Origin of the sequence: Thalassospira sp. (assembly GCF_048059015.1) — a bacterium.
In the GTDB taxonomy this organism is placed as follows: domain Bacteria; phylum Pseudomonadota; class Alphaproteobacteria; order Rhodospirillales; family Thalassospiraceae; genus Thalassospira.
In genome coordinates this window covers 113,674-131,775 of record NZ_JBLLNT010000008.1, presented here as the reverse complement: position 1 = coordinate 131,775, position 18,102 = coordinate 113,674, and the positions used below count along the sequence as shown (strand labels likewise).

The 18,102-nt window shown below is 53.8% G+C and carries 17 protein-coding genes and 1 riboswitch; of the genes, 7 read left to right on the top strand and 10 right to left on the bottom strand.

Annotation, left to right across the window (positions count from 1 at the left end; all coding sequences use genetic code 11):
- Nucleotides 1-26: 26 nt before the first annotated feature.
- Together ctaD and coxB are read right to left on the bottom strand one after the other, a co-directional pair.
- On the bottom strand, nucleotides 27-1,610 hold the full coding sequence (gene ctaD, locus ACMZ66_RS12590) for a cytochrome c oxidase subunit I (RefSeq protein WP_416937554.1): 1,584 nt from the start codon (nucleotides 1,608-1,610) through the stop codon (nucleotides 27-29).
- 11 nt (nucleotides 1,611-1,621) lie between these two features.
- Nucleotides 1,622-2,473, bottom strand: coding sequence for a cytochrome c oxidase subunit II (coxB, locus tag ACMZ66_RS12585; protein ID WP_416937553.1), 852 nt, complete (start codon nucleotides 2,471-2,473; stop codon nucleotides 1,622-1,624).
- Between the two features lie 435 nt (nucleotides 2,474-2,908).
- Between coxB and ACMZ66_RS12580 the strand changes: the two genes are divergently transcribed.
- Together ACMZ66_RS12580 and ACMZ66_RS12575 are read left to right on the top strand one after the other, a co-directional pair.
- Nucleotides 2,909-3,106: a hypothetical protein gene (locus ACMZ66_RS12580; RefSeq protein ID WP_416937552.1), complete on the top strand. Its 198-nt coding sequence runs from the start codon at nucleotides 2,909-2,911 to the stop codon at nucleotides 3,104-3,106.
- A 170-nt stretch (nucleotides 3,107-3,276) separates the two neighbouring features.
- Nucleotides 3,277-4,089, top strand: coding sequence for a hypothetical protein (locus ACMZ66_RS12575; RefSeq protein ID WP_416937551.1), 813 nt, complete (start codon nucleotides 3,277-3,279; stop codon nucleotides 4,087-4,089).
- Between the two features lie 67 nt (nucleotides 4,090-4,156).
- Here ACMZ66_RS12575 and ACMZ66_RS12570 read toward each other — a convergent pair whose 3' ends face one another.
- A complete protein-coding gene (locus tag ACMZ66_RS12570; RefSeq protein WP_416937550.1) occupies nucleotides 4,157-4,735 on the bottom strand; it encodes a YqgE/AlgH family protein in 579 nt (192 codons plus the stop codon).
- A gap of 362 nt (nucleotides 4,736-5,097) precedes the next feature.
- Here ACMZ66_RS12570 and ACMZ66_RS12565 point away from each other — a divergent pair, with 362 nt between their 5' ends.
- Nucleotides 5,098-7,308 (top strand): protein-disulfide reductase DsbD family protein, encoded by a 2,211-nt coding sequence (locus ACMZ66_RS12565; protein ID WP_416937549.1) that lies wholly within the window; start codon nucleotides 5,098-5,100, stop codon nucleotides 7,306-7,308.
- A gap of 211 nt (nucleotides 7,309-7,519) precedes the next feature.
- Nucleotides 7,520-7,999, top strand: coding sequence for a peroxiredoxin (locus ACMZ66_RS12560; protein WP_416937548.1), 480 nt, complete (start codon nucleotides 7,520-7,522; stop codon nucleotides 7,997-7,999).
- An 88-nt stretch (nucleotides 8,000-8,087) separates the two neighbouring features.
- Here the strand turns inward: ACMZ66_RS12560 and ACMZ66_RS12555 are convergent, their stop codons facing one another.
- The 7 genes from ACMZ66_RS12555 to ACMZ66_RS12525 form a co-directional block, all read right to left on the bottom strand.
- Complete coding sequence (locus ACMZ66_RS12555; RefSeq protein WP_416937547.1) at nucleotides 8,088-8,492, bottom strand: hypothetical protein; 405 nt, start codon at nucleotides 8,490-8,492, stop codon at nucleotides 8,088-8,090.
- Nucleotides 8,493-8,703: 211 nt separating this feature from the next.
- Nucleotides 8,704-9,555 (bottom strand): protein phosphatase CheZ, encoded by an 852-nt coding sequence (locus tag ACMZ66_RS12550; protein ID WP_416937546.1) that lies wholly within the window; start codon nucleotides 9,553-9,555, stop codon nucleotides 8,704-8,706.
- Nucleotides 9,556-9,825: 270 nt separating this feature from the next.
- Nucleotides 9,826-11,322: an aminomethyl-transferring glycine dehydrogenase subunit GcvPB gene (gene gcvPB, locus ACMZ66_RS12545; protein ID WP_416937545.1), complete on the bottom strand. Its 1,497-nt coding sequence runs from the start codon at nucleotides 11,320-11,322 to the stop codon at nucleotides 9,826-9,828.
- Nucleotides 11,319-12,674: an aminomethyl-transferring glycine dehydrogenase subunit GcvPA gene (gcvPA, locus tag ACMZ66_RS12540; RefSeq protein ID WP_416937544.1), complete on the bottom strand. Its 1,356-nt coding sequence runs from the start codon at nucleotides 12,672-12,674 to the stop codon at nucleotides 11,319-11,321. The genes gcvPB and gcvPA overlap by 4 nt, the downstream gene beginning before the upstream one ends.
- A gap of 2 nt (nucleotides 12,675-12,676) precedes the next feature.
- Nucleotides 12,677-13,048, bottom strand: coding sequence for a glycine cleavage system protein GcvH (gene gcvH, locus ACMZ66_RS12535; protein ID WP_416937543.1), 372 nt, complete (start codon nucleotides 13,046-13,048; stop codon nucleotides 12,677-12,679).
- Nucleotides 13,049-13,116: 68 nt separating this feature from the next.
- A complete protein-coding gene (gene gcvT, locus ACMZ66_RS12530; RefSeq protein WP_416937542.1) occupies nucleotides 13,117-14,283 on the bottom strand; it encodes a glycine cleavage system aminomethyltransferase GcvT in 1,167 nt (388 codons plus the stop codon).
- A gap of 118 nt (nucleotides 14,284-14,401) precedes the next feature.
- Nucleotides 14,402-14,502: riboswitch (glycine riboswitch) on the bottom strand.
- A gap of 89 nt (nucleotides 14,503-14,591) precedes the next feature.
- The gene (locus ACMZ66_RS12525) at nucleotides 14,592-15,149 is read right to left on the bottom strand and encodes a hypothetical protein (RefSeq protein ID WP_416937541.1); all 558 of its coding nucleotides are present in this window, start codon (nucleotides 15,147-15,149) and stop codon (nucleotides 14,592-14,594) included.
- Nucleotides 15,150-15,434: 285 nt separating this feature from the next.
- Here ACMZ66_RS12525 and ispH point away from each other — a divergent pair, with 285 nt between their 5' ends.
- From ispH to rnhA, 3 genes are read left to right on the top strand one after another with little or no spacing between them, the layout of a single operon-like run.
- On the top strand, nucleotides 15,435-16,382 hold the full coding sequence (gene ispH, locus ACMZ66_RS12520; RefSeq protein WP_416937540.1) for a 4-hydroxy-3-methylbut-2-enyl diphosphate reductase: 948 nt from the start codon (nucleotides 15,435-15,437) through the stop codon (nucleotides 16,380-16,382).
- Nucleotides 16,383-16,427: 45 nt separating this feature from the next.
- Nucleotides 16,428-17,396, top strand: a complete 969-nt coding sequence (locus tag ACMZ66_RS12515; protein WP_416937539.1) for a homoserine kinase — start codon at nucleotides 16,428-16,430, stop codon at nucleotides 17,394-17,396.
- An 11-nt stretch (nucleotides 17,397-17,407) separates the two neighbouring features.
- Nucleotides 17,408-17,857 carry a ribonuclease HI gene (gene rnhA / locus ACMZ66_RS12510; protein ID WP_416937538.1) on the top strand — a complete coding sequence of 150 codons (450 nt, stop codon included), beginning with the start codon at nucleotides 17,408-17,410 and terminating at the stop codon, nucleotides 17,855-17,857.
- Nucleotides 17,858-18,102: the final 245 nt, after the last annotated feature.

The following is an 18,102-nucleotide window of genomic DNA, read 5'->3' as shown; positions in this document are numbered from 1 at the left end:
CTGCGGGGGACTTAAACCAGTGTCACTTACTTGATACGCGGCAGTTCGTCAAAGGTATGGAACGGCGGCGGAGAGCTCACAGTCCATTCCAGCGTATCGGCACCTTCGCCATACGGGTTTGCTTCGGCTTTCTTGCCACGGATGAAGGCATGCGCCACCACACCGAGGAAGAAGATCGTTGCAGCAAACGAGATGTAGGCACCATAGGACGAAACCATGTTCCAACCTGCAAACGCATCCGGATAGTCGGCATAACGACGCGGCATGCCGGCCAGACCCAGGAAGTGCTGCGGGAAGAAGGTCAGGTTGACGCCGATGAAGAAGAGCCAGAAGTGGATCTTCGCACCAAGGTCAGAGATCTCGTAACCCGACATTTTGCCGAACCAGTAATAGAAACCGGCAAAGATCGAGAAGACCGCACCCAGCGACAGAACGTAGTGGAAGTGCGCCACAACAAAGTAGGTGTCGTGCAACGGAAGATCGAGGCCCGAGTTCGCCAGCATCACACCTGTCACACCGCCCACAGTGAACAGGAAGATGAAGCCGATTGCCCAAAGCATCGGTGCACGCAAGGTGATCGAGCCACCCCACATGGTCGCAATCCACGAGAAGATCTTAACCCCGGTCGGCACCGCAATCACCATCGTCGCCGCGGTGAAGTATGCACGGGTGTCAACATCCATGCCCACCGTGTACATGTGGTGTGCCCACACGATGAAGCCGACAACACCAATCGCAACCATCGCATAGGCCATCCCGAGATAGCCGAAGACCGGCTTGCGCGAGAAGGTCGAAATGATGTGGCTGATAATGCCAAAGCCCGGCAGGATCATGATGTAAACTTCCGGGTGACCGAAGAACCAGAACAGGTGCTGGTACAGGATCGGGTCACCGCCGCCGGCCGGATTGAAGAAGTCCGTGCCAAAGTTACGGTCGGTCAGAAGCATGGTGATCGCGCCACCAAGAACCGGCACAGCCAGCAGAAGCAGGAATGCTGTGACCAGCATCGACCATGCAAACAGCGGCATCTTGTGCAGGGTCATGCCCGGCGCGCGCATGTTAAAGATCGTGGTGATGAAGTTTACCGCACCAAGGATCGAGCTTGCACCAGCAAGGTGAAGCGCAAAGATCGCAAGGTCAACAGACGCATCGGGGTGACCAAGCACACCCGAAAGCGGCGGATAAACCGTCCAGCCCGTACCGGCACCGCTACCGACAACGGCAGACAGCATCAGCATCAGGAAGGCCGGAACGATCAGCCAGAACGAAATGTTGTTCAAACGCGGGAACGCCATATCCGGCGCACCGATCATGATCGGAACGAACCAGTTGCCAAAACCGCCAATCATGGCGGGCATGACAACAAAGAAGACCATGATCATGCCGTGAGCAGTGACCAGCACGTTAAAGAAGTGCGGGTCTTCAATGACCTGGGTTCCCGGCTGTGCCAGTTCCATACGGAACCAGACCGAGAACGCGCCACCGATCAGACCGGCGATCACTGAGAAGAGAAGATAAAGAGTCCCGATATCCTTGTGGTTGGTCGACAGGAACCAACGGGTAAAGAAGCCGGGGGTATGATCGTGATCATGTGTGTCAGCGTGAGCCATTAGTCTCTCCCTCACTCTGCCGATGCCACTGATACCGAGGACGGCAGGTCAGCAGATGCGAACTGTTCTTGTGCCTTGGCTACCCAGGCTTCGTATTCTTCCATCGTAACAGCTTTGACCGCGATCGGCATATAGGCGTGGTTCACACCACACAGTTCCGAGCACTGGCCATAGAATGTCGTACCGGCATACTCGCCTGGAATGCGGGTCCAGGTTTCGTTCAGACGGCCAGGTACGGCATCAAGCTTGATGAAGAGCGACGGCATGGCCCAGTTATGGATCACGTCATCAGACGTCATGATAAGACGGATGTTCTGATCCACCGGCAGGACAACGGGATTGTCCACATCCAGAAGGCGGTTCAGGCCCTCGGCAACAGCAGTTTCCTGATCGATCATAAGAGAATCAAACGTGAAGTTGCCGTTATCCGGATACTCATAGGTCCAGTACCACTGCTTGCCGATGATCTTAAGGGTAAGGTCGGCATCCTCAACGCGGTCTGCAAAATACAGCAGACGGAAGGATGGGATCGCAATGACAAGAAGAATAAGAACCGGCACAACCGTCCAGACCACTTCAAGAAGGGTGTGGTGGGTTGTTTTTGACGGTACCGGGTTGCGTTTCGCGCTGAAGCGGAAAAGCACATACAGCAGCAAAACAAGAACGATCACGGTGATGATCGTCATCAACCACGTAAGTAGATTAAAGAATTTCTGGCCTTCTACAGCCACAGGCGAAACCGGATCCTGCAGCCCAAGCTGCCACGGCTCGGGCTGACCAACAGCAGCAAGTGCTGCACTATCAAACCCGGTGATTACCGCCAATCCCAACAGAAAGATGGGAAATAGCTTCTTGATCGACATGCGAATTTGCCCCCTCGCATTACATCTCAAGGCGATATGCCTCAATCTTCTCCACCTCCGATGGCCCTGCCTGACATGACAATAAGTGCCCCCTCTCAAGGACACCTTTCTCATCTCAACCAAAGATTACCCTGACCATTGGACCGGAGTATTTCCTCTGACATATCTTATTCTTAATAACCCTGCACCCGAAAGTACATCAGTAAGGCAGGCAAATAGCGTATCTTAGGCACCTGTTCCAGAAAAAACCTCGCTGCAATGCACAAAAAATGTACTTGATAAGAAGTCAAATTAGCGTTCTGGTTTCGCCTTAAATCGCTCTAAATACCCACCCTTGGATAGAAAAACCGCCATTCCTTTGGAGTGACCCTAGGCTTCCCTACCTTTGTTGCTATGCAATATAGACGTAGTAAGACCTGAAAATCACTTCAACCAATGGCTAAAGCCGTTTTTGCGAATAGTTTTACTGCCAATAACCGCAATCCGATCATTTCACCGTTACGACATCTTGAAGATTGCAGCGCATTGCAGCTTCGCGGCAATCATGCCCGCCACATTATCTCTGACGCGGAAAACGATTTGCCCAAGTCCCCGCCTCGTTTCGTCGCGGACGATGCTAAAAACATCGACTGAAGCCTTTAATTATGTGGGCTTTTCCCCAATATCACGGATAGGAATTCGGTTGGAGATATTAGGTTTGGGTACTATTCTACCCAAACGTATGCATCCGACTAACCGAAGATTGTAAGTGAGTTTTATCGCCTCTTGCAGGATGCCGACCGTTAAAAGACAGAGGTTCGTCGATGGCACGCCAAGGAAGCAAAAGACTGTTCACCGCAGAAATGCGGTTGCTCAACAAGCTCGAAACCATGAGCGACATGGTCGCTCTGCCAACCGACATGCCAACCGACACCGGTGGCGGCAGTGCGGACCTGTCCACTCTTCACACTGCGATTGAAGACCTGAAGCTTGAGCTTCTCTCTGACATTCGCATCATGATCGAAGAGCAGAAGAAGGCGCATGCAAAGCCTGATCCCGAAGATCAGGAAGATGCGCGCAATGAACTGCGCCTGCTGAAAACCGAAATCCGCGCGCTGGCCAACTCCATTCAGGAAACCAAGCGCGAAATCGCAGCTCTTTATACAGCACCTGAAGATGACAGCGGCACGCGCATCAACATCGTGAAGGGTGAACTCGATTTTGTTGTTGCCGCGACCGAGGATGCGACGGCAAACATCCTTGAAACCGTCGAAAAGATCGATGCGGTTGCCCATAACATCCGATCTGCTGCGCCTGATGATTACACGCAGGGCTTGGCTGATGACATTGTCGAGCTGGTCGTTAAAGTTTTTGAGTTGTGCAACTTCCAGGACCTGACCGGTCAGCGCATTACCAAAGTCGTCAATACCATGAAATATATCGAGGAACGCGTTACCCGCGTGATCGAGATTTGGGGTGACGATGATTTTGGCGAGTTCGATCTGCCCGCCGATCCAAAGGGTTTGGACAATCTCGACAAGACGGTCACCAAGGCACCACAAAATGCCGAGCGCGTCACACAGGACGAGATCGATCAGATCTTCTCACAAGAAGAAATCGACGCCCTGTTCGATTGATCGAAAAGCTTCGAAACAACAAAAGCCTGCCAAACTGGCAGGCTTTTTCTTTTGGGAAATCGCATCGTTACGCGTGGCCAGCTTCGCCAGACAGCAATTCCGGGGCAAAGCCCAGTTTGGAAAACGCCTGTTCCCACTTATCTTCGCAATCGATATCGAACAGAAGATCCGGGTCCGCATCCACATGCAGCCAGCCATTGGCAAGGATCTCGCTCTCAAGCTGCCCACTGCGCCATCCGGCATAGCCGAGCGCAAGAATGCGGCTTTTCGGACCTTCGCCAAGCGCGATCTGCTCAAGAATATCGACCGTTGCTGTCACCGACACACCGGGATCGACATGCAAGGTCGCTTCGTTTGAGAAATCAGTAGAATGCAGGACAAAGCCACGACTGCTTTCGACCGGGCCACCGAAATGGACCTGAATGTCTTCGATGGTTGGTGCCGGGCGCGCAATGCCAAGCTGCTCAAGCAATTCCGGGAACGTGATGCTGTCGATGACGCGGTTGATGACAAGCCCCATCGCACCATCTTTGTTATGGGCACAGATATAGACCACACTTTGCGAAAAGCGCGGATCACGCATACCGGGCATTGCGACAAGCAACTTGCCGCCCAGATATTCGCCTGTGTCTATGCGTTCGCCCATCTGATCACTCTTCCGTATTGTTTCATGAAGCCTAACGCGATTGCCTTTCCATTTCCATCAAGAACCCGGGAAAGTGCGACAAATTTAACTTTGTCCGCTGATTTTCCACATGTCTTAAATGTAGGAAGCTTTGACTCCGACCGCCAATTTTTGCCCCTACTTTTTACAACCGCTTTTTGCGCAATGTCATATCGACGCAAAAATGCGCATGCTAGTGAAATGCTGGTCACATAGTCGTGGCTTGATTTGATCGGCCCTTAGGATTACGCCTTTTCTCATGAATTCGTTGCCTGTTTTGTGCCACATGCCTGACAGAAGATGCGCAACCATACAGCCCATAGCCCCACGCCAAGGAACCAAACGTGCTTCGCCACCTGATCGCTCGCCTGACCTTATTGATTGCCTTTACCGCCAGTATTGTTGGCGGGGCTGCCTCAATCGCGGCGGCATCAGACATGGCAACCGACTGGATTGACGAGGACTTTACATCCCTTCGCCTGATCAGTGCGCAAACACAAACCACCAGTTCCGATACCCTTCGACTTGGTCTTGAGTTTGAACTGCAGCCCGATTGGAAAATCTATTGGCGCAGTGCCGGTGATGCGGGCTTTCCGCCGCAACTGGACTGGGCAGGCTCAACCAATATCGACAGTGCCGAAATCCTTTGGCCTGCGCCGCATCGTTTCTCGATCTTCGGTCTGGATACCTTCGGCTATAAAAACCAGATCATCCTGCCGATTGATGTGAAGCTCAATGATCCGGCACAACCTGTATCGGTACAGCTCAATGTCGATTATCTGGTCTGCAGCGATATTTGCATCCCGGCGGCCGCCGACTTCACCCTTGATATCCCGGCAGGTGCAGCCATTGATGGCAAACCGGCTTCGGTGGCCAGCAGCCATGCCCATCAGATCGAAAAGTTCGTTTCGCGCGTCCCGCTTACCGGTGAAGGGCTTCCGATCAAGGTCAGCAGCCTGACCACCAGCATTCAAAATGATCAGCCCACCCTTCATCTGGGTATCTCGGGACTGACGAATGCCGGGGTGGCGATTGATGATATCCTGATTGAAAGCGATCAGCGTCTTGGCTTTGGCATTCCCAAACCCGCTGATCAGCATGCGGTTAGCGACGCTGATATCAAGTATTTCAATCTGGCGGTCTTTGGCCTCGAAGACGGCAAGGATGTTGCAGACCTTCCCGTAACCATCACCGTCATTGCCGGACCGCTTTCCGTTGAGCAAAAGCTTGTTGTCGGTGCAGGTGGCGAAGGCCCGATCGCGGCATCAGGCACGACACCGTCCGCAGGCATGGATTTGTGGTTGATCGGTCTGTTTGCCCTTCTGGGTGGCTTGATCCTGAATGTCATGCCCTGCGTGCTGCCGGTTTTGTCGATCAAGGTCATGTCCGTCATTGGCGCACGCGATCAGGATATTGGTCAGGTACGCGTCGGTTTCCTTGCCAGTGCGGCGGGGATTGTGACTTCATTCTGGCTGATTGCGGCCGTTTTGGTTGGCATCAAGTTCGCGGGCGGATCAATCGGATGGGGCATTCAATTCCAGCAGCCGCTTTTCCTGACGGTGATGACGATCATCCTTGCCCTGTTTGCGCTCAACATGTGGGGCCTGTTTGAAATCAACGGCCCCGATCAGCTGGGCAATGCCGCCAATGATGCGATCACCCGCCATGAAAGCCGCGGCCGCCATATCAGCAGCAACTTCCTGACCGGCATGTTTGCCACCCTTTTGGCAACGCCGTGTTCCGCGCCGTTCCTTGGCACCGCGGTTGGTTTCGCCTTGGCTGGCAGCGTCTTTGATATCTTCTGGATTTTCACCCTGCTCGGGATTGGCCTTGCCCTGCCCTATTTGGCGATCGCGGTTCAGCCACGTGTGGCCCATATCCTGCCGAAGCCTGGGCGCTGGATGAATGTGGTCAAGTTCATTCTGGGTCTGGCATTGGTCGGAACGGCGATCTGGTTGCTGGGTATCCTGTCGGTTCAGATCGGGTTGGGGGGTGCGATTGCGGTCGCGCTTGGACTGATCCTCGGCGGTCTTGGTATTTGGCTTCGCAAGCGGGTCAGTAGCCTTCGTCCGCGCTTTGCGGTTACCGCTGTTGCCGTTCTTGGCTTCTTGGTCGCATTGTTTGCCCCCGGCTTTTCCCGCCCGCCGGCAACTATGGCAACCGCCCCCAAGGCAGGCACGCTTCAGTGGCAGGCATTTGCACCCGAAACGATCAGTACCCTTGTGGCGGATGGCAAAACCGTTCTGGTCGATGTCACTGCAGAATGGTGTGTGACCTGTCAGGTCAATAAGAAGCTTGTGCTTGAGACTGCCGGGGTGATGGATGCCTTACAGGATGCCGATATCATCCTTATGCAGGCCGACTGGACACGCCCGGATCAGAAAATTGCCGATTATCTTGCATCCTATGATCGCTATGGCATTCCGTTTAATGCGGTCTATGGCCCAAGCGCCCCAGACGGTATTCTTCTGTCGGAATTGCTCAGCGCTGATGCGGTTTTGCGTGCGCTTGGCGATGCTTCTGGCAAATCTAATCTTGCCAGTTCTGCCAACTGATCACATCTAGGTCACATACCCAATGTTGCATGATCACTTTCGTGATCTGTTCGTATCAAAGACTGATCGCACTGCAACAACAAAACGCCGGGATGAAACTTGTAAAAACTCTGCTGGATGGCATTGAACATCCATCAAAATTGTAGTTTGATTCCCGCCCATGCGATCCACCGCGCAGTCACAGGGATTGCGCTGTCATACGGAGATACCCATGACCATCACAGTCGGCTCTGACCTCCCGGAAGTTACTCTGTTCCGTGCCACCGGCGACGGCCCGCAAGCTGTTAGCTCCAAAGAATTCTTTGCAGGCCGCAAAGTTGTCCTGTTCGCGGTTCCGGGTGCATTCACCCCGACCTGCTCGGCAAAGCACCTGCCGGGCTTCGTCTCCAAGTCCGATGAAATCAAAGCCAAGGGTGTTGATGAGATCGCCTGCCTTGCATCGAACGATGCCTTCGTTCTTCAGGCTTGGGCCGACAAGGAAAATGCCGAAGACATCACCATGCTTTCCGATGGTGATCTGGCCTTTGTTGATGCGACCGGTCTTGAGCTTGATCTGACCGGCCGCGGCCTTGGCAAACGTGCCAACCGTTTCGCCATGATCGTCGAAGACGGCAAAGTCACCCATCTCGCTGTTGAAGAGCCGGGTGCATTTGATGTTTCCAGCGCAGAATCTGTTTTGAAACAGCTCTAATCTGCGCAATTTGATGCAGAAGCACATAAAGCTCCGCAGGCACCTGCGGAGCTTTTTTAGTCAATCTTCTGTATGGTGACGTGACAGATTAACGCGGCAGAAGGACCGGAATCGGATCTTCGCGTTCGTCATAATCACATTCAAAGGTCGGATTGGTGTGCTTGGCAATGAAATGCACCACACCTTCCCGGAAGCTGCCTTTGATTGGCGACCAGCTCATGTAAACACCGCCGCGACCATCATATTCGCGGATGTCCGGATCACGTGCGAGTTCCTGGAAGCTGTGTCCAAGATCCTCGGTTGCACCAGCAACCAGCCAGGACGGTTTCAGACCGCCATGCCAAAGCAGATAAACCCCACCCGTTCCGTTCAAGCCTAGATCTTTGATATCGTCGAGCATGAACAGACGGTAATAGTCACCACGCGGGCTCTTTCGCCACTTAATATCCTGCGCCTTAGGCTGGCGAATAGCCCCAAGAGACCAAAATCCCATAGCATCCTCCAAGCACGCTAAAACACGTGCAACCGTGTGCACACGCATCCCAACAGAGCTTCTTATTCTTATAGGTTAAAGAACCTACCCCAACATACGTAAACGAATAGTTGATATTGGACGCTTGCTAAACGCCCTCACCCCTCTTCTGTGGAGGGGTTGGGTACGGCTACTACCTTAAATATAGGCAAAAAACCAAGTTTTTTCACCATTATTCGAACAATTTGTCGATATCGTCCTGGCTGATACCCTCGCCTTCGAGCTGCGGACCGTTCAACAGATCGGAATCATCTGGCTCGGCTTTCTCCTCACCTTCGGGAACCGGAAGGTCTGCAAACGCATCCTCGCCCCAGATCAGGATCATGTTGTGGACACGCTCTTCAACGAATTCGAGCGTACTGACAACCTTGTTGATGCGCTGGCCGGTGATGTCCTGGAAGTTGCAGGACTCAAAGATTTTGGTGACGATAAAGGCAATCTGTTCAACGTGATCGGCGACAAAATCACTCGGTGCCGAGTTTTTCAGCGTCATCGCGATATCATCAATCTGCTCGGCTGATTCCAGAATGGTGTGCGTCGCCATCTCGGTATCCTTGACGATAGCGTCAAGTTCAGAGGCAGCACTGACCAGTCGGTCGTCCTGTGCCTTTGGATGGCGCAGCGATGCGATCTGGATTTTTGCCTTGTGAATATGTTCGTTCATTTCTTCAATCTGGGTGCGGATCAGCTCCAGATCGTCTCGATCAGGCTCGGACGCGCCCGGTCGGTTTGAATGGGTAAAGTTGCTTGAAACCGGATCGGGTAATTCATCCATCGGCGCATCATTTGATGCCACAGGTGCCGCAACAGCTGCGTCAACGCTGACTGTGCCGCCCGCAGCAACCGCTGCACGCAATTGCGATACTTCGCCGCGCAAAGCGCGAATTTCGTCAAGGACTGCCTGACTAAGACCGGAATTATCGGCAGGAGTACTCGCCGCGGGAAGGGATGCAGGCATGGCTTCGCCACCGCCTATTCCGCTTTCAAGAGATGGATCAAAGAATGAATTCGGACCAATCTTCAACAACCCCACCTGTCCGTTCTTTTAACCGACGTTCGGCAGTGAATACTTTTTGCACTCGACGAGACATGACTGAATTCAAACCTCCGGAACGGACGATGTCCGATCACAAAATCCCCACACACACCATTCTCTGGCATCGTTCATTACATTTGCGGCAAGTATAAGGGTGCAGATTGCGACAAGTCCAATGGGTTTCAAGTACAAGTCCTTGAAAAAGAACACCCCGGCCAAGAGACCGGGGTGTTTGAAAATCGCGGGTTGCGTTGGTTATCAAGCCGTTTCCGGCATCCAGCGCAAGACCGGCTTACGTGCCGCTGCCGTTTCGTCAAGACGACGACGTGGTGTCAGATACGGCGCATTTTGGAAGAATTCTGAATCACCGAACTCGGCCTTGGCCACAAGTGACAGAACCGCGTCACAGAACTGGTCGATCAATTCCTTGGTTTCGGTCTCGGTCGGCTCAATCAGCAACGCCCCGTGAACCACCAGCGGGAAATACATCGTCATCGGGTGGAACCCTTCGTCGATGATTGCCTTGGCCAGATCAAGGGTCGATACACCGGTATCTTTCAGGAAGCTGTCATCAAACAGGGCTTCGTGCATGCAATAGCCCGGGAATGCGACGCTGAGCTTGTCCTTAAGACGTGCAAGCAGATAGTTCGCATTCAGAACCGCATCACCCGATGCCTGACGCAGACCATCCGCACCGTGGCTCTTCATATAGGTCAGCGCACGAATGAACATGCCCATCTGACCATGGAAGCCTTTCAGACGACCAAACGGCTTCATGCCGTCATTTTCGTCTGCGGTTTCAACCAGATGGAAGCCGTTTTCGTTGCGAACCACATACGGGATCGGCGCATAAGGTGCGAGTGCATCAGAAAACACAACCGGACCAGAACCCGGTCCACCGCCGCCATGCGGGGTCGAGAAGGTCTTGTGCAGGTTGATATGCATCGCATCAATGCCAAGGTCTGCCGGGCGAACCCGACCGACAATGGCGTTGAAGTTCGCACCATCGCAATAGAAGTAGCCACCCGCTGCATGAACAAGATCAGCAATCTTGCGTACGTCACGTTCAAACAGACCGCAGGTATTCGGGTTGGTCAGCATGATGCCAGCCACATCGTCGCCGAGCTTGGCTTCGAATGCGGCAAGGTCAACACGGCCATCTTCGGTCGCAGGGATCGAGTCAACCGTAAAGCCACAGGCTGCTGCGGTTGCCGGGTTGGTCCCGTGGGCTGATTCCGGCACCAGAACACGACGACGGTTTTCACCGCGCGCATCAAGGGCCGCACGAATGGCCATCATGCCGCAAAGCTCGCCCTGTGCACCGGCAGCCGGTGACATGGAAACAGCAGGCATACCCGTCAGCATAAGTAGCCAATGCGCGCACTGATCGATCAGTTCAAGCGCACCCTGAACCGTGCTTTCCGGCTGCATCGGATGCAGATCGGCAAGACCCGGAAGACGGGCGACTTTTTCGTTCAGACGCGGGTTATGTTTCATGGTGCATGAACCCAGCGGGAAGAAGCCGGAATCAATGCCGAAGTTTTTCTGCGACAGACGGGTGAAGTGGCGAACGACTTGTGGTTCGGACAAACCCGGAAGGCCAACATCGCTCTCGCGATCAAGACCGCCAAGGCGCGATTTGCCGCCCTTGGGTTCGGGAAGGTCAACGCCAGTACGTCCAGGCTGGCCCTGTTCAAAGATCAGCTTTTCTTCAAGAACAAGTCCACGGTTGCCGGTATGGGTCGTAAACGTCATGCCAGCGCCTCCTTCAATGCGGACGCAAGCGCCGCGATATCCTCGTCACTGTTGGTTTCTGTCACCGCCACCAACAGATAATTGTCGAGATCCGAACGGTTCGGATACAGACGCGACAGCGGAACACCACCAAGAACGCCCTTGGCCACCAGCGTTTCAACAACTTCAGCCGCCGGCTTGGAAAGCTTCACGGTGAATTCGTTAAAGAAGCTGTCATTGACGACCGATGCACCATCAACCGCATCAATCGCATCCGCAGCTTTGCACGCATATTCGTGGTTAAGGGCTGCCAGACGACGATAACCATCTTCGCCAAGCAGGCTCATATGCACCGTAAAGGCCAAGGAACACAGACCGGAGTTGGTACAAATGTTCGAGGTCGCCTTTTCACGACGGATATGCTGTTCACGGGTCGAAAGGGTCAGAACGAAGCCACGCTTGCCATCCTGATCGACCGTTTCACCACAAAGACGACCCGGCATCTGACGGACCAGCTTCTGGGTGGTGGCAAACAGGCCAACATATGGTCCGCCATAGTTCAGGGCGTTACCGATCGACTGGCCTTCGCCGCAAACGATGTCTGCGCCAAAGCTGCCCGGTGACTTGATCGCACCAAAGGCAACCGCCTCGGTAAAGACAACAACCAGAAGCGCACCCTTGGCGTGGCAAACTTCTGCCAGCTTGGTGTGGTCCTGAATGCGGCCAAAGACGTCCGGATACTGAACAACAACGCAAGCAGTCTGATCGTCGATCAGCTCATCAAGCTCATCAACCGATGCCTGCTGTTCCGGGTTACCGTCACGACCGGCAACTTCGGTGTCGCTGTACTGGCAATAGGTTTCCGTAACTTCGCGGTAATGCGGGTGCAGACCACCGGACAGAACAGCCTTTTTGCGACGGGTCGCACGGCAGGCCATCAGAACGGCTTCGGCACAGGAAGTTGCACCATCCCACATTGATGCGTTGGCAACATCCATACCGGTGATCGAAGCGACCTGGGTCTGGAATTCGAACAGATACTGCAACGTACCCTGGGCGATTTCCGGCTGATACGGGGTATAAGCCGTCAGGAATTCACCACGCTGGATGACGTAATCAACCGTTGCCGGGACATGGTGGCGATAAGCACCTGCACCAAGGAAGCTCGGCACGCTTGACGCGCCCATGTTCTTACCGGCAAGGGCAAGCATATCGCGTTCAACCTGCATTTCACCAAGATGGTGCGGCAGATCGACCGGTTCGGACAGCAATGCGCCCTCGGGCACGTCACTGTATAGCTCTTCGACTGATGACGCGCCGATGGTTTCAAGCATCGTCGCGCGATCAGCGCTGGTTAGGGGAAGATAACGCATGCTTAGAGGCCTTCGACGAAATCTTTGTAAGCTGCTTCGTCCATCAGCTCATCAAGCTGTGACTCATCAGACAGCGACATTTTAAAGAACCAGCCATCGGTTTCAGGTGCTTCGTTCACCAGTGCCGGGTTTGCATCGAGTTCTTCGTTGATTTCGACGATTTCACCATCAAGCGGTGCGTAAACGTCACTTGCGGCTTTGACCGACTCAACAACAGCAGCATCGCCGTCTTTGGTCAGTTTCTTGCCAACTTCCGGCAGCTCGACATAAACGATGTCGCCCAGCGACTGCTGTGCGTAATCGGTAATGCCGACGGTTGCGACACCGTCTTCGAGCTCAATCCACTCATGTTCCTGCGAGAATTTTTTAGCCATTGTACTTGTCCCTGTTAATCGTAGTCTGACGAACGACCGAAGTCGCACATTCTCAAGAGTTACGGCGCTTAGCCGCGGAAATAGCGATGGGGAGCGAACGGAAGTTCGACAACCTCTGCCGGACGGGCCTTGCCACGTACCATTAGATCGACCTTGGTACCCGGCGCGGAAAATTCAATTGCCACATATCCCATTGCAATCGGGCCATCGACGGTCGGACCAAAACCACCCGAGGTGATTTCACCGATTTCTTCGCCGTCAGCATTCAGGATCGGGGTATGTTCGCGTGCTGGTGCCTTGCCTTCGGGCTTGATGCCAACACGTTTGCGATCTGCACCATTTGCCAGCTGATCAAGGATGACGTCAGCGCCCTTGAACCCACCTTCTTCACGACGGCGTTTGTTGATGATCCAGTTCAGATCACCTTCAACCGGGGTCGTGGTGGTGTCGATGTCATTGCCATAAAGGCAAAGACCAGCTTCCAGACGCAGCGAATCACGTGCGCCAAGACCAATGGCCTCGACTTCGTCTTCTGCCAGAAGCTTGCGGGCAAGTTCTTCAGCACGGTCATTGGGAACAGAGATCTCATATCCGTCTTCGCCAGTGTAACCCGAACGGGTCACAAAGCAGGCGATACCGGCAATCTCGATCTCGGCAAAGCTCATGAATTTCAGCTCGGCAACCGCCGGGGCAAAGCGCGCAAGAACGTTTGCGGCTTCCGGACCCTGAAGCGCCATCAATGCACGGTCATCGATTTCTTCAAGGGCAACACCATCACCAAGATTGGCGCGCATATGGACGATATCGTCATCCTTGCAGGCCGCATTGATCACCAGAAACAGGCTCTCACCGGCATTGGTGATCATAAGATCGTCAAGGATGGTGCCATCATCATTGGTGAAGGTGGAATACCGCGTGCGACCGGCTTTGAGGATCGCGATATCGCCCGGAACAAGCTTTTCAAGCTCGGCCACGCGATTTTCACCGGTCAGGCGAACCTGACCCATGTGCGAAACGTCAAACAGGCCTGCTTTGGCACGGGTGTGAAGATGCTCGCCTTTGACACCAAGCGGATATTGCACCGGCATGTCATAACCTGCGAACGGCACCATTTTGGCACCCAGCTCAACATGCAGGTCGTAAAGGGCTGTTTTAAGAAGTTCGGATTGTTGATCCACTTTTCCGGTCTCCGAGACAGTCGTTGCGAAACATAGCCGACAATAAGCCAACCACATCCCCCTCTGTCTTTGGAGCCTGAAAAATCACAGACGACTTATGCAGTCGATCTGCTTACATCTTCGGCGAGGCGCACATCCGCATCAAAGCTTTGATGCCGCCTTCTTTCCAGAGTCCCATCTCCCCGCGGTCCGTTTGCCTGAGAGTTTCCGGGGTGGTTGCTCCTTCGGCGTCCGCGCAATCTGTCCTGAGCCGCGGCACTCTCCCACGGGGATCACTTGGGTATGCGTCCTTATACGTATTTCGCCCGCAGCCGACCAGCCCAAATTTTTGGACATTGGTCGAAGGGGCTTTTCAACCGAGACGCCTATTCGGTGCCAAAGCGGCGGTTATATTCGACCTGATCGGCACTTAACTGGAAACCAAGATAGATTTCATAATCCGGCCCGGTCCAAACATCAGACAGCGGCACGGAAAGGGTCACCTGCTCATCGCGGAAACGCGCCATGTTCAGGTTGTCGGCAAATGGCATGGTGACGTCAAACACCGATTTCTGAACGAACGTGCCGTTCGGATCGCGCAGGGCAACGAAATACTGGAACTGGGCGGTACGTGCCTGTGCCGCCGGGCCAAGCTCGGCTGTGATGATCGGGCTGATGATGACATCAAGCACCTTGTCATCAAGGTCATAGCCACAATCACCAAGATATCCGGTAAATTCGGCTTCAACGACGACGTCAGTCAAATCCTTGCCCGAACCGTTGAACTGCACCAGTTTGGCGGTGTCTTTTGGCAGATAGGCCGCTGGGCATACCGGGACGGGCTGTTCTTCGAACGGATTGCCGCCGCTGCAGGCTGCCAACAAGCCGCCAAGCGATACAACACCCAATGCACATACGCGCCGCAGTCCGTTACCGATCGTCATCCAAGCCTCTATCAAACCAACTGTTTTCTGACCTGTGCCATGATTGCACGGTCCGCGCGCAGTCTATTCTTTCGCCGTTGCTCGCACAACCCGCTAAGCACAGTCTTTGGCGCTTCGTTATAAAACCGAAACCTGAAATCCACCGTGCTGCACACCTGACCAATCCATGCTCAGACATTGCGCCGCAAGATCAGGCAGGTTATGTAACGAGAACGTTTGAATAACTGCGCTGGTGCGACCTTTTGGGGCGACCATTTGCGCGTTTTGGAAACCCGGACCTGTATCATGCCTGATAAAGCCAACCTTCAGATCATTCTTGCCAACCCGCGCGGCTTCTGTGCTGGCGTTGATCGCGCAATCGAGATCGTTGAAAAGGCACTCGAAAAATACGGGGCGCCGGTCTATGTCCGCCACGAAATCGTCCACAACAAATTTGTGGTCGACCGCCTGCGCGACATGGGGGCTGTTTTCGTTGACGAACTTGATGCCGTTCCTGACGGGGTTCCTGTCATTTTCTCGGCTCATGGTGTGCCAAAATCGGTTCCCGAAGCCGCCGAAACGCGCAAGCTTGAATATCTTGATGCGACCTGCCCGCTGGTCTCAAAGGTTCATCGTGGCGCCGAACGCCATTACGCTGATGGCAAACATATCCTTCTGATCGGCCATGCCGGTCATCCAGAAGTCGTCGGCACGATGGGCCAGCTACCGGTTGGCAGCATGACGCTGATCGAGACCGAAGAAGACGCTGAAAGCCTCGAAGTCACCAATCCGGAAAATCTGGCATTCGTGACCCAGACGACGCTGTCACTTGATGACACCGCCAAGATCATCGAAATCCTGCAGCGTCGCTTCCCGGCGATCTCGGTCCCGAAAAAAGAAGACATCTGCTACGCCACGACCAACCGTCAACATGCAGTCAAAATGATTGCCGAACGTGCAGATGCGATTCTGGTTCTGGGTGCGCCGAACTCGTCAAACTCGAACCGTCTGGTCGAAGTTGCCAAGCGCGAAGGTTGCGACCGTTCGGTTCTGGTCGAACGTGCAAAAGACATCGACTGGCAGAAACTTGAAGGTGTCAGCACGCTTGGCATCACAGCCGGTGCATCTGCCCCGGAAATCCTGGTCGAAGAAGTGATTGATGCCTGCCGGGAACGTTATGACGTGACGGTCGAAACCATCACGCTGACCGAAGAAAACGTGACCTTCAAACTGCCCCGTCAGTTGGCAAGCTAACCAGACGAAACCGCTTAATTCCAAGTCAGGACCAAGATAAAGCCTATGGCCGTCTATACCGACGTTTCAGACGAAGATATCGCCCGTTTCGTTGCCGAATATGACATCGGTGATGTCGTGTCCTTCAAGGGCATCGCAGAAGGGGTAGAAAACACCAACTTCCTGCTTCATACGACCCAGGCCCCGTTTATCCTGACCCTTTATGAAAAGCGCGTGAACCCGGACGACCTGCCATTTTATCTGGGTCTGATGGATCATCTGTCGGCCAAGGGCCTTAATTGCCCGACCCCGATCCATGGCACCGATGGTGTGGCACTGCGTCGCCTGTGCGGTCGCCCGGCCGCAATCACATCGTTCTTAAACGGCATGTCGCCACGCCGCATTCAGCCCCACCATTGCGCGGGATTGGGTGCTGCCCTTGCCAAGCTGCATAATGCGGGCCTCGATTTCGAGATGCATCTGCCCAATGCGCTCAGTGTCAAAGGCTGGCGCAAGCTGTTTGAAAGTTGTCAGGAACATGCCGATGATGTCGAGCCGGGTCTTGGCAAGATGCTGGGCGATGAGCTTGATTATCTTGAAGCCAATTGGCCCCATGATCTGCCAAAGGGCGTGATCCATGCCGATCTGTTCCCGGACAATGTGTTCTTCTTTTTGGGCAAAGAAGATGTATCGGGCCTGATTGACTTCTATTTCGCCTGCAATGATTTGCTGAGCTACGACGTCGCGATCTGCATGAATGCCTGGTGCTTTGAGCCTGATAACAGCTTTAACGTCACCAAGGCCAAGAACCTTCTGTCGCAATACAGCAAGGTCCGCCAATTGAGCGATGCGGAAATGAATGCCCTTCCGATCCTGGCACGCGGGGCGAGCCTGCGGTTCTTGCTGACCCGTCTTTATGATTGGGTCAATACACCCAAGGACGCACTGGTCACACCGAAAAACCCGCGCGAATATATCAATAAGTTGCGATTCCATCAGCGGGTGGAAAACGCATCGGCCTATGGTTTGGATTAAGGTCAGAGCATATGACTTCGAATACCGGTGGTGCGAACCACGTCGAGATTTACACGGACGGCGCATGCAGCGGAAATCCCGGTCCAGGTGGCTGGGGTGCGATCCTGCGCTTTAAAGGCGTTGAAAAGGAACTATCCGGCGGTGATCCCGAAACCACCAACAACCGCATGGAAATGATGGCGGCAATCAGCGCACTCGAAGCGCTGAAACGTCCTTGCGTTATCGATATTTACACCGACAGCAGCTATGTCCGCGACGGGATCACGAAATGGATCTTTGGCTGGCAAAAGCGCGGTTGGAAAACCGCCGACAAGAAACCCGTCAAGAATGTCGAATTGTGGCAGCGGATGCTTGAAGCATTGCGCCCGCACAAGGTGGAATGGCACTGGGTTAAGGGCCATGCCGGTCACCCGGAAAATGAACGGTGTGATGAACTTGCCAGAATGGCCGTACCAAAATAATGAAATTTTTGGTGCAATATCTGCCAACTGCTTGAAGCTTAACCACTTCGCTCCAAAATAGATGGGTCTGGAAGCAGCAATCGTTTATTTATCAATATCGTGAAATGAAACTTGCGTTTTGAGCAACTTCCGGGTTGATTTGAGTTTATCATAGGGGTGTTGGCACCCATACAAACGTCGAGTACAGTATATTCGACTAATCGAAAGTAGGTGCCTAGGAGAGAACGCTTGTCGCGCGGATCGTA

Bases quoted from the DNA above. Each gene is read 5' to 3' on its own strand.
- ctaD (WP_416937554.1), bottom strand. From the start codon at position 1,610: ATGGCTCACGCTGACACACATGATCACGATCATACCCCCGGCTTCTTT.
- coxB (WP_416937553.1), bottom strand. From the start codon at position 2,473: ATGTCGATCAAGAAGCTATTTCCCATCTTTCTGTTGGGATTGGCGGTA.
- ACMZ66_RS12580 (WP_416937552.1), top strand. From the start codon at position 2,909: ATGGCTAAAGCCGTTTTTGCGAATAGTTTTACTGCCAATAACCGCAAT.
- ACMZ66_RS12575 (WP_416937551.1), top strand. From the start codon at position 3,277: ATGGCACGCCAAGGAAGCAAAAGACTGTTCACCGCAGAAATGCGGTTG.
- ACMZ66_RS12570 (WP_416937550.1), bottom strand. From the start codon at position 4,735: ATGGGCGAACGCATAGACACAGGCGAATATCTGGGCGGCAAGTTGCTT.
- ACMZ66_RS12560 (WP_416937548.1), top strand. From the start codon at position 7,520: ATGACCATCACAGTCGGCTCTGACCTCCCGGAAGTTACTCTGTTCCGT.
- ACMZ66_RS12555 (WP_416937547.1), bottom strand. From the start codon at position 8,492: ATGGGATTTTGGTCTCTTGGGGCTATTCGCCAGCCTAAGGCGCAGGAT.
- gcvPB (WP_416937545.1), bottom strand. From the start codon at position 11,322: ATGACGTTTACGACCCATACCGGCAACCGTGGACTTGTTCTTGAAGAA.
- gcvPA (WP_416937544.1), bottom strand. From the start codon at position 12,674: ATGCGTTATCTTCCCCTAACCAGCGCTGATCGCGCGACGATGCTTGAA.
- gcvH (WP_416937543.1), bottom strand. From the start codon at position 13,048: ATGGCTAAAAAATTCTCGCAGGAACATGAGTGGATTGAGCTCGAAGAC.
- gcvT (WP_416937542.1), bottom strand. From the start codon at position 14,283: ATGTGGTTGGCTTATTGTCGGCTATGTTTCGCAACGACTGTCTCGGAG.
- ACMZ66_RS12525 (WP_416937541.1), bottom strand. From the start codon at position 15,149: ATGACGATCGGTAACGGACTGCGGCGCGTATGTGCATTGGGTGTTGTA.
- ispH (WP_416937540.1), top strand. From the start codon at position 15,435: ATGCCTGATAAAGCCAACCTTCAGATCATTCTTGCCAACCCGCGCGGC.
- ACMZ66_RS12515 (WP_416937539.1), top strand. From the start codon at position 16,428: ATGGCCGTCTATACCGACGTTTCAGACGAAGATATCGCCCGTTTCGTT.
- rnhA (WP_416937538.1), top strand. From the start codon at position 17,408: ATGACTTCGAATACCGGTGGTGCGAACCACGTCGAGATTTACACGGAC.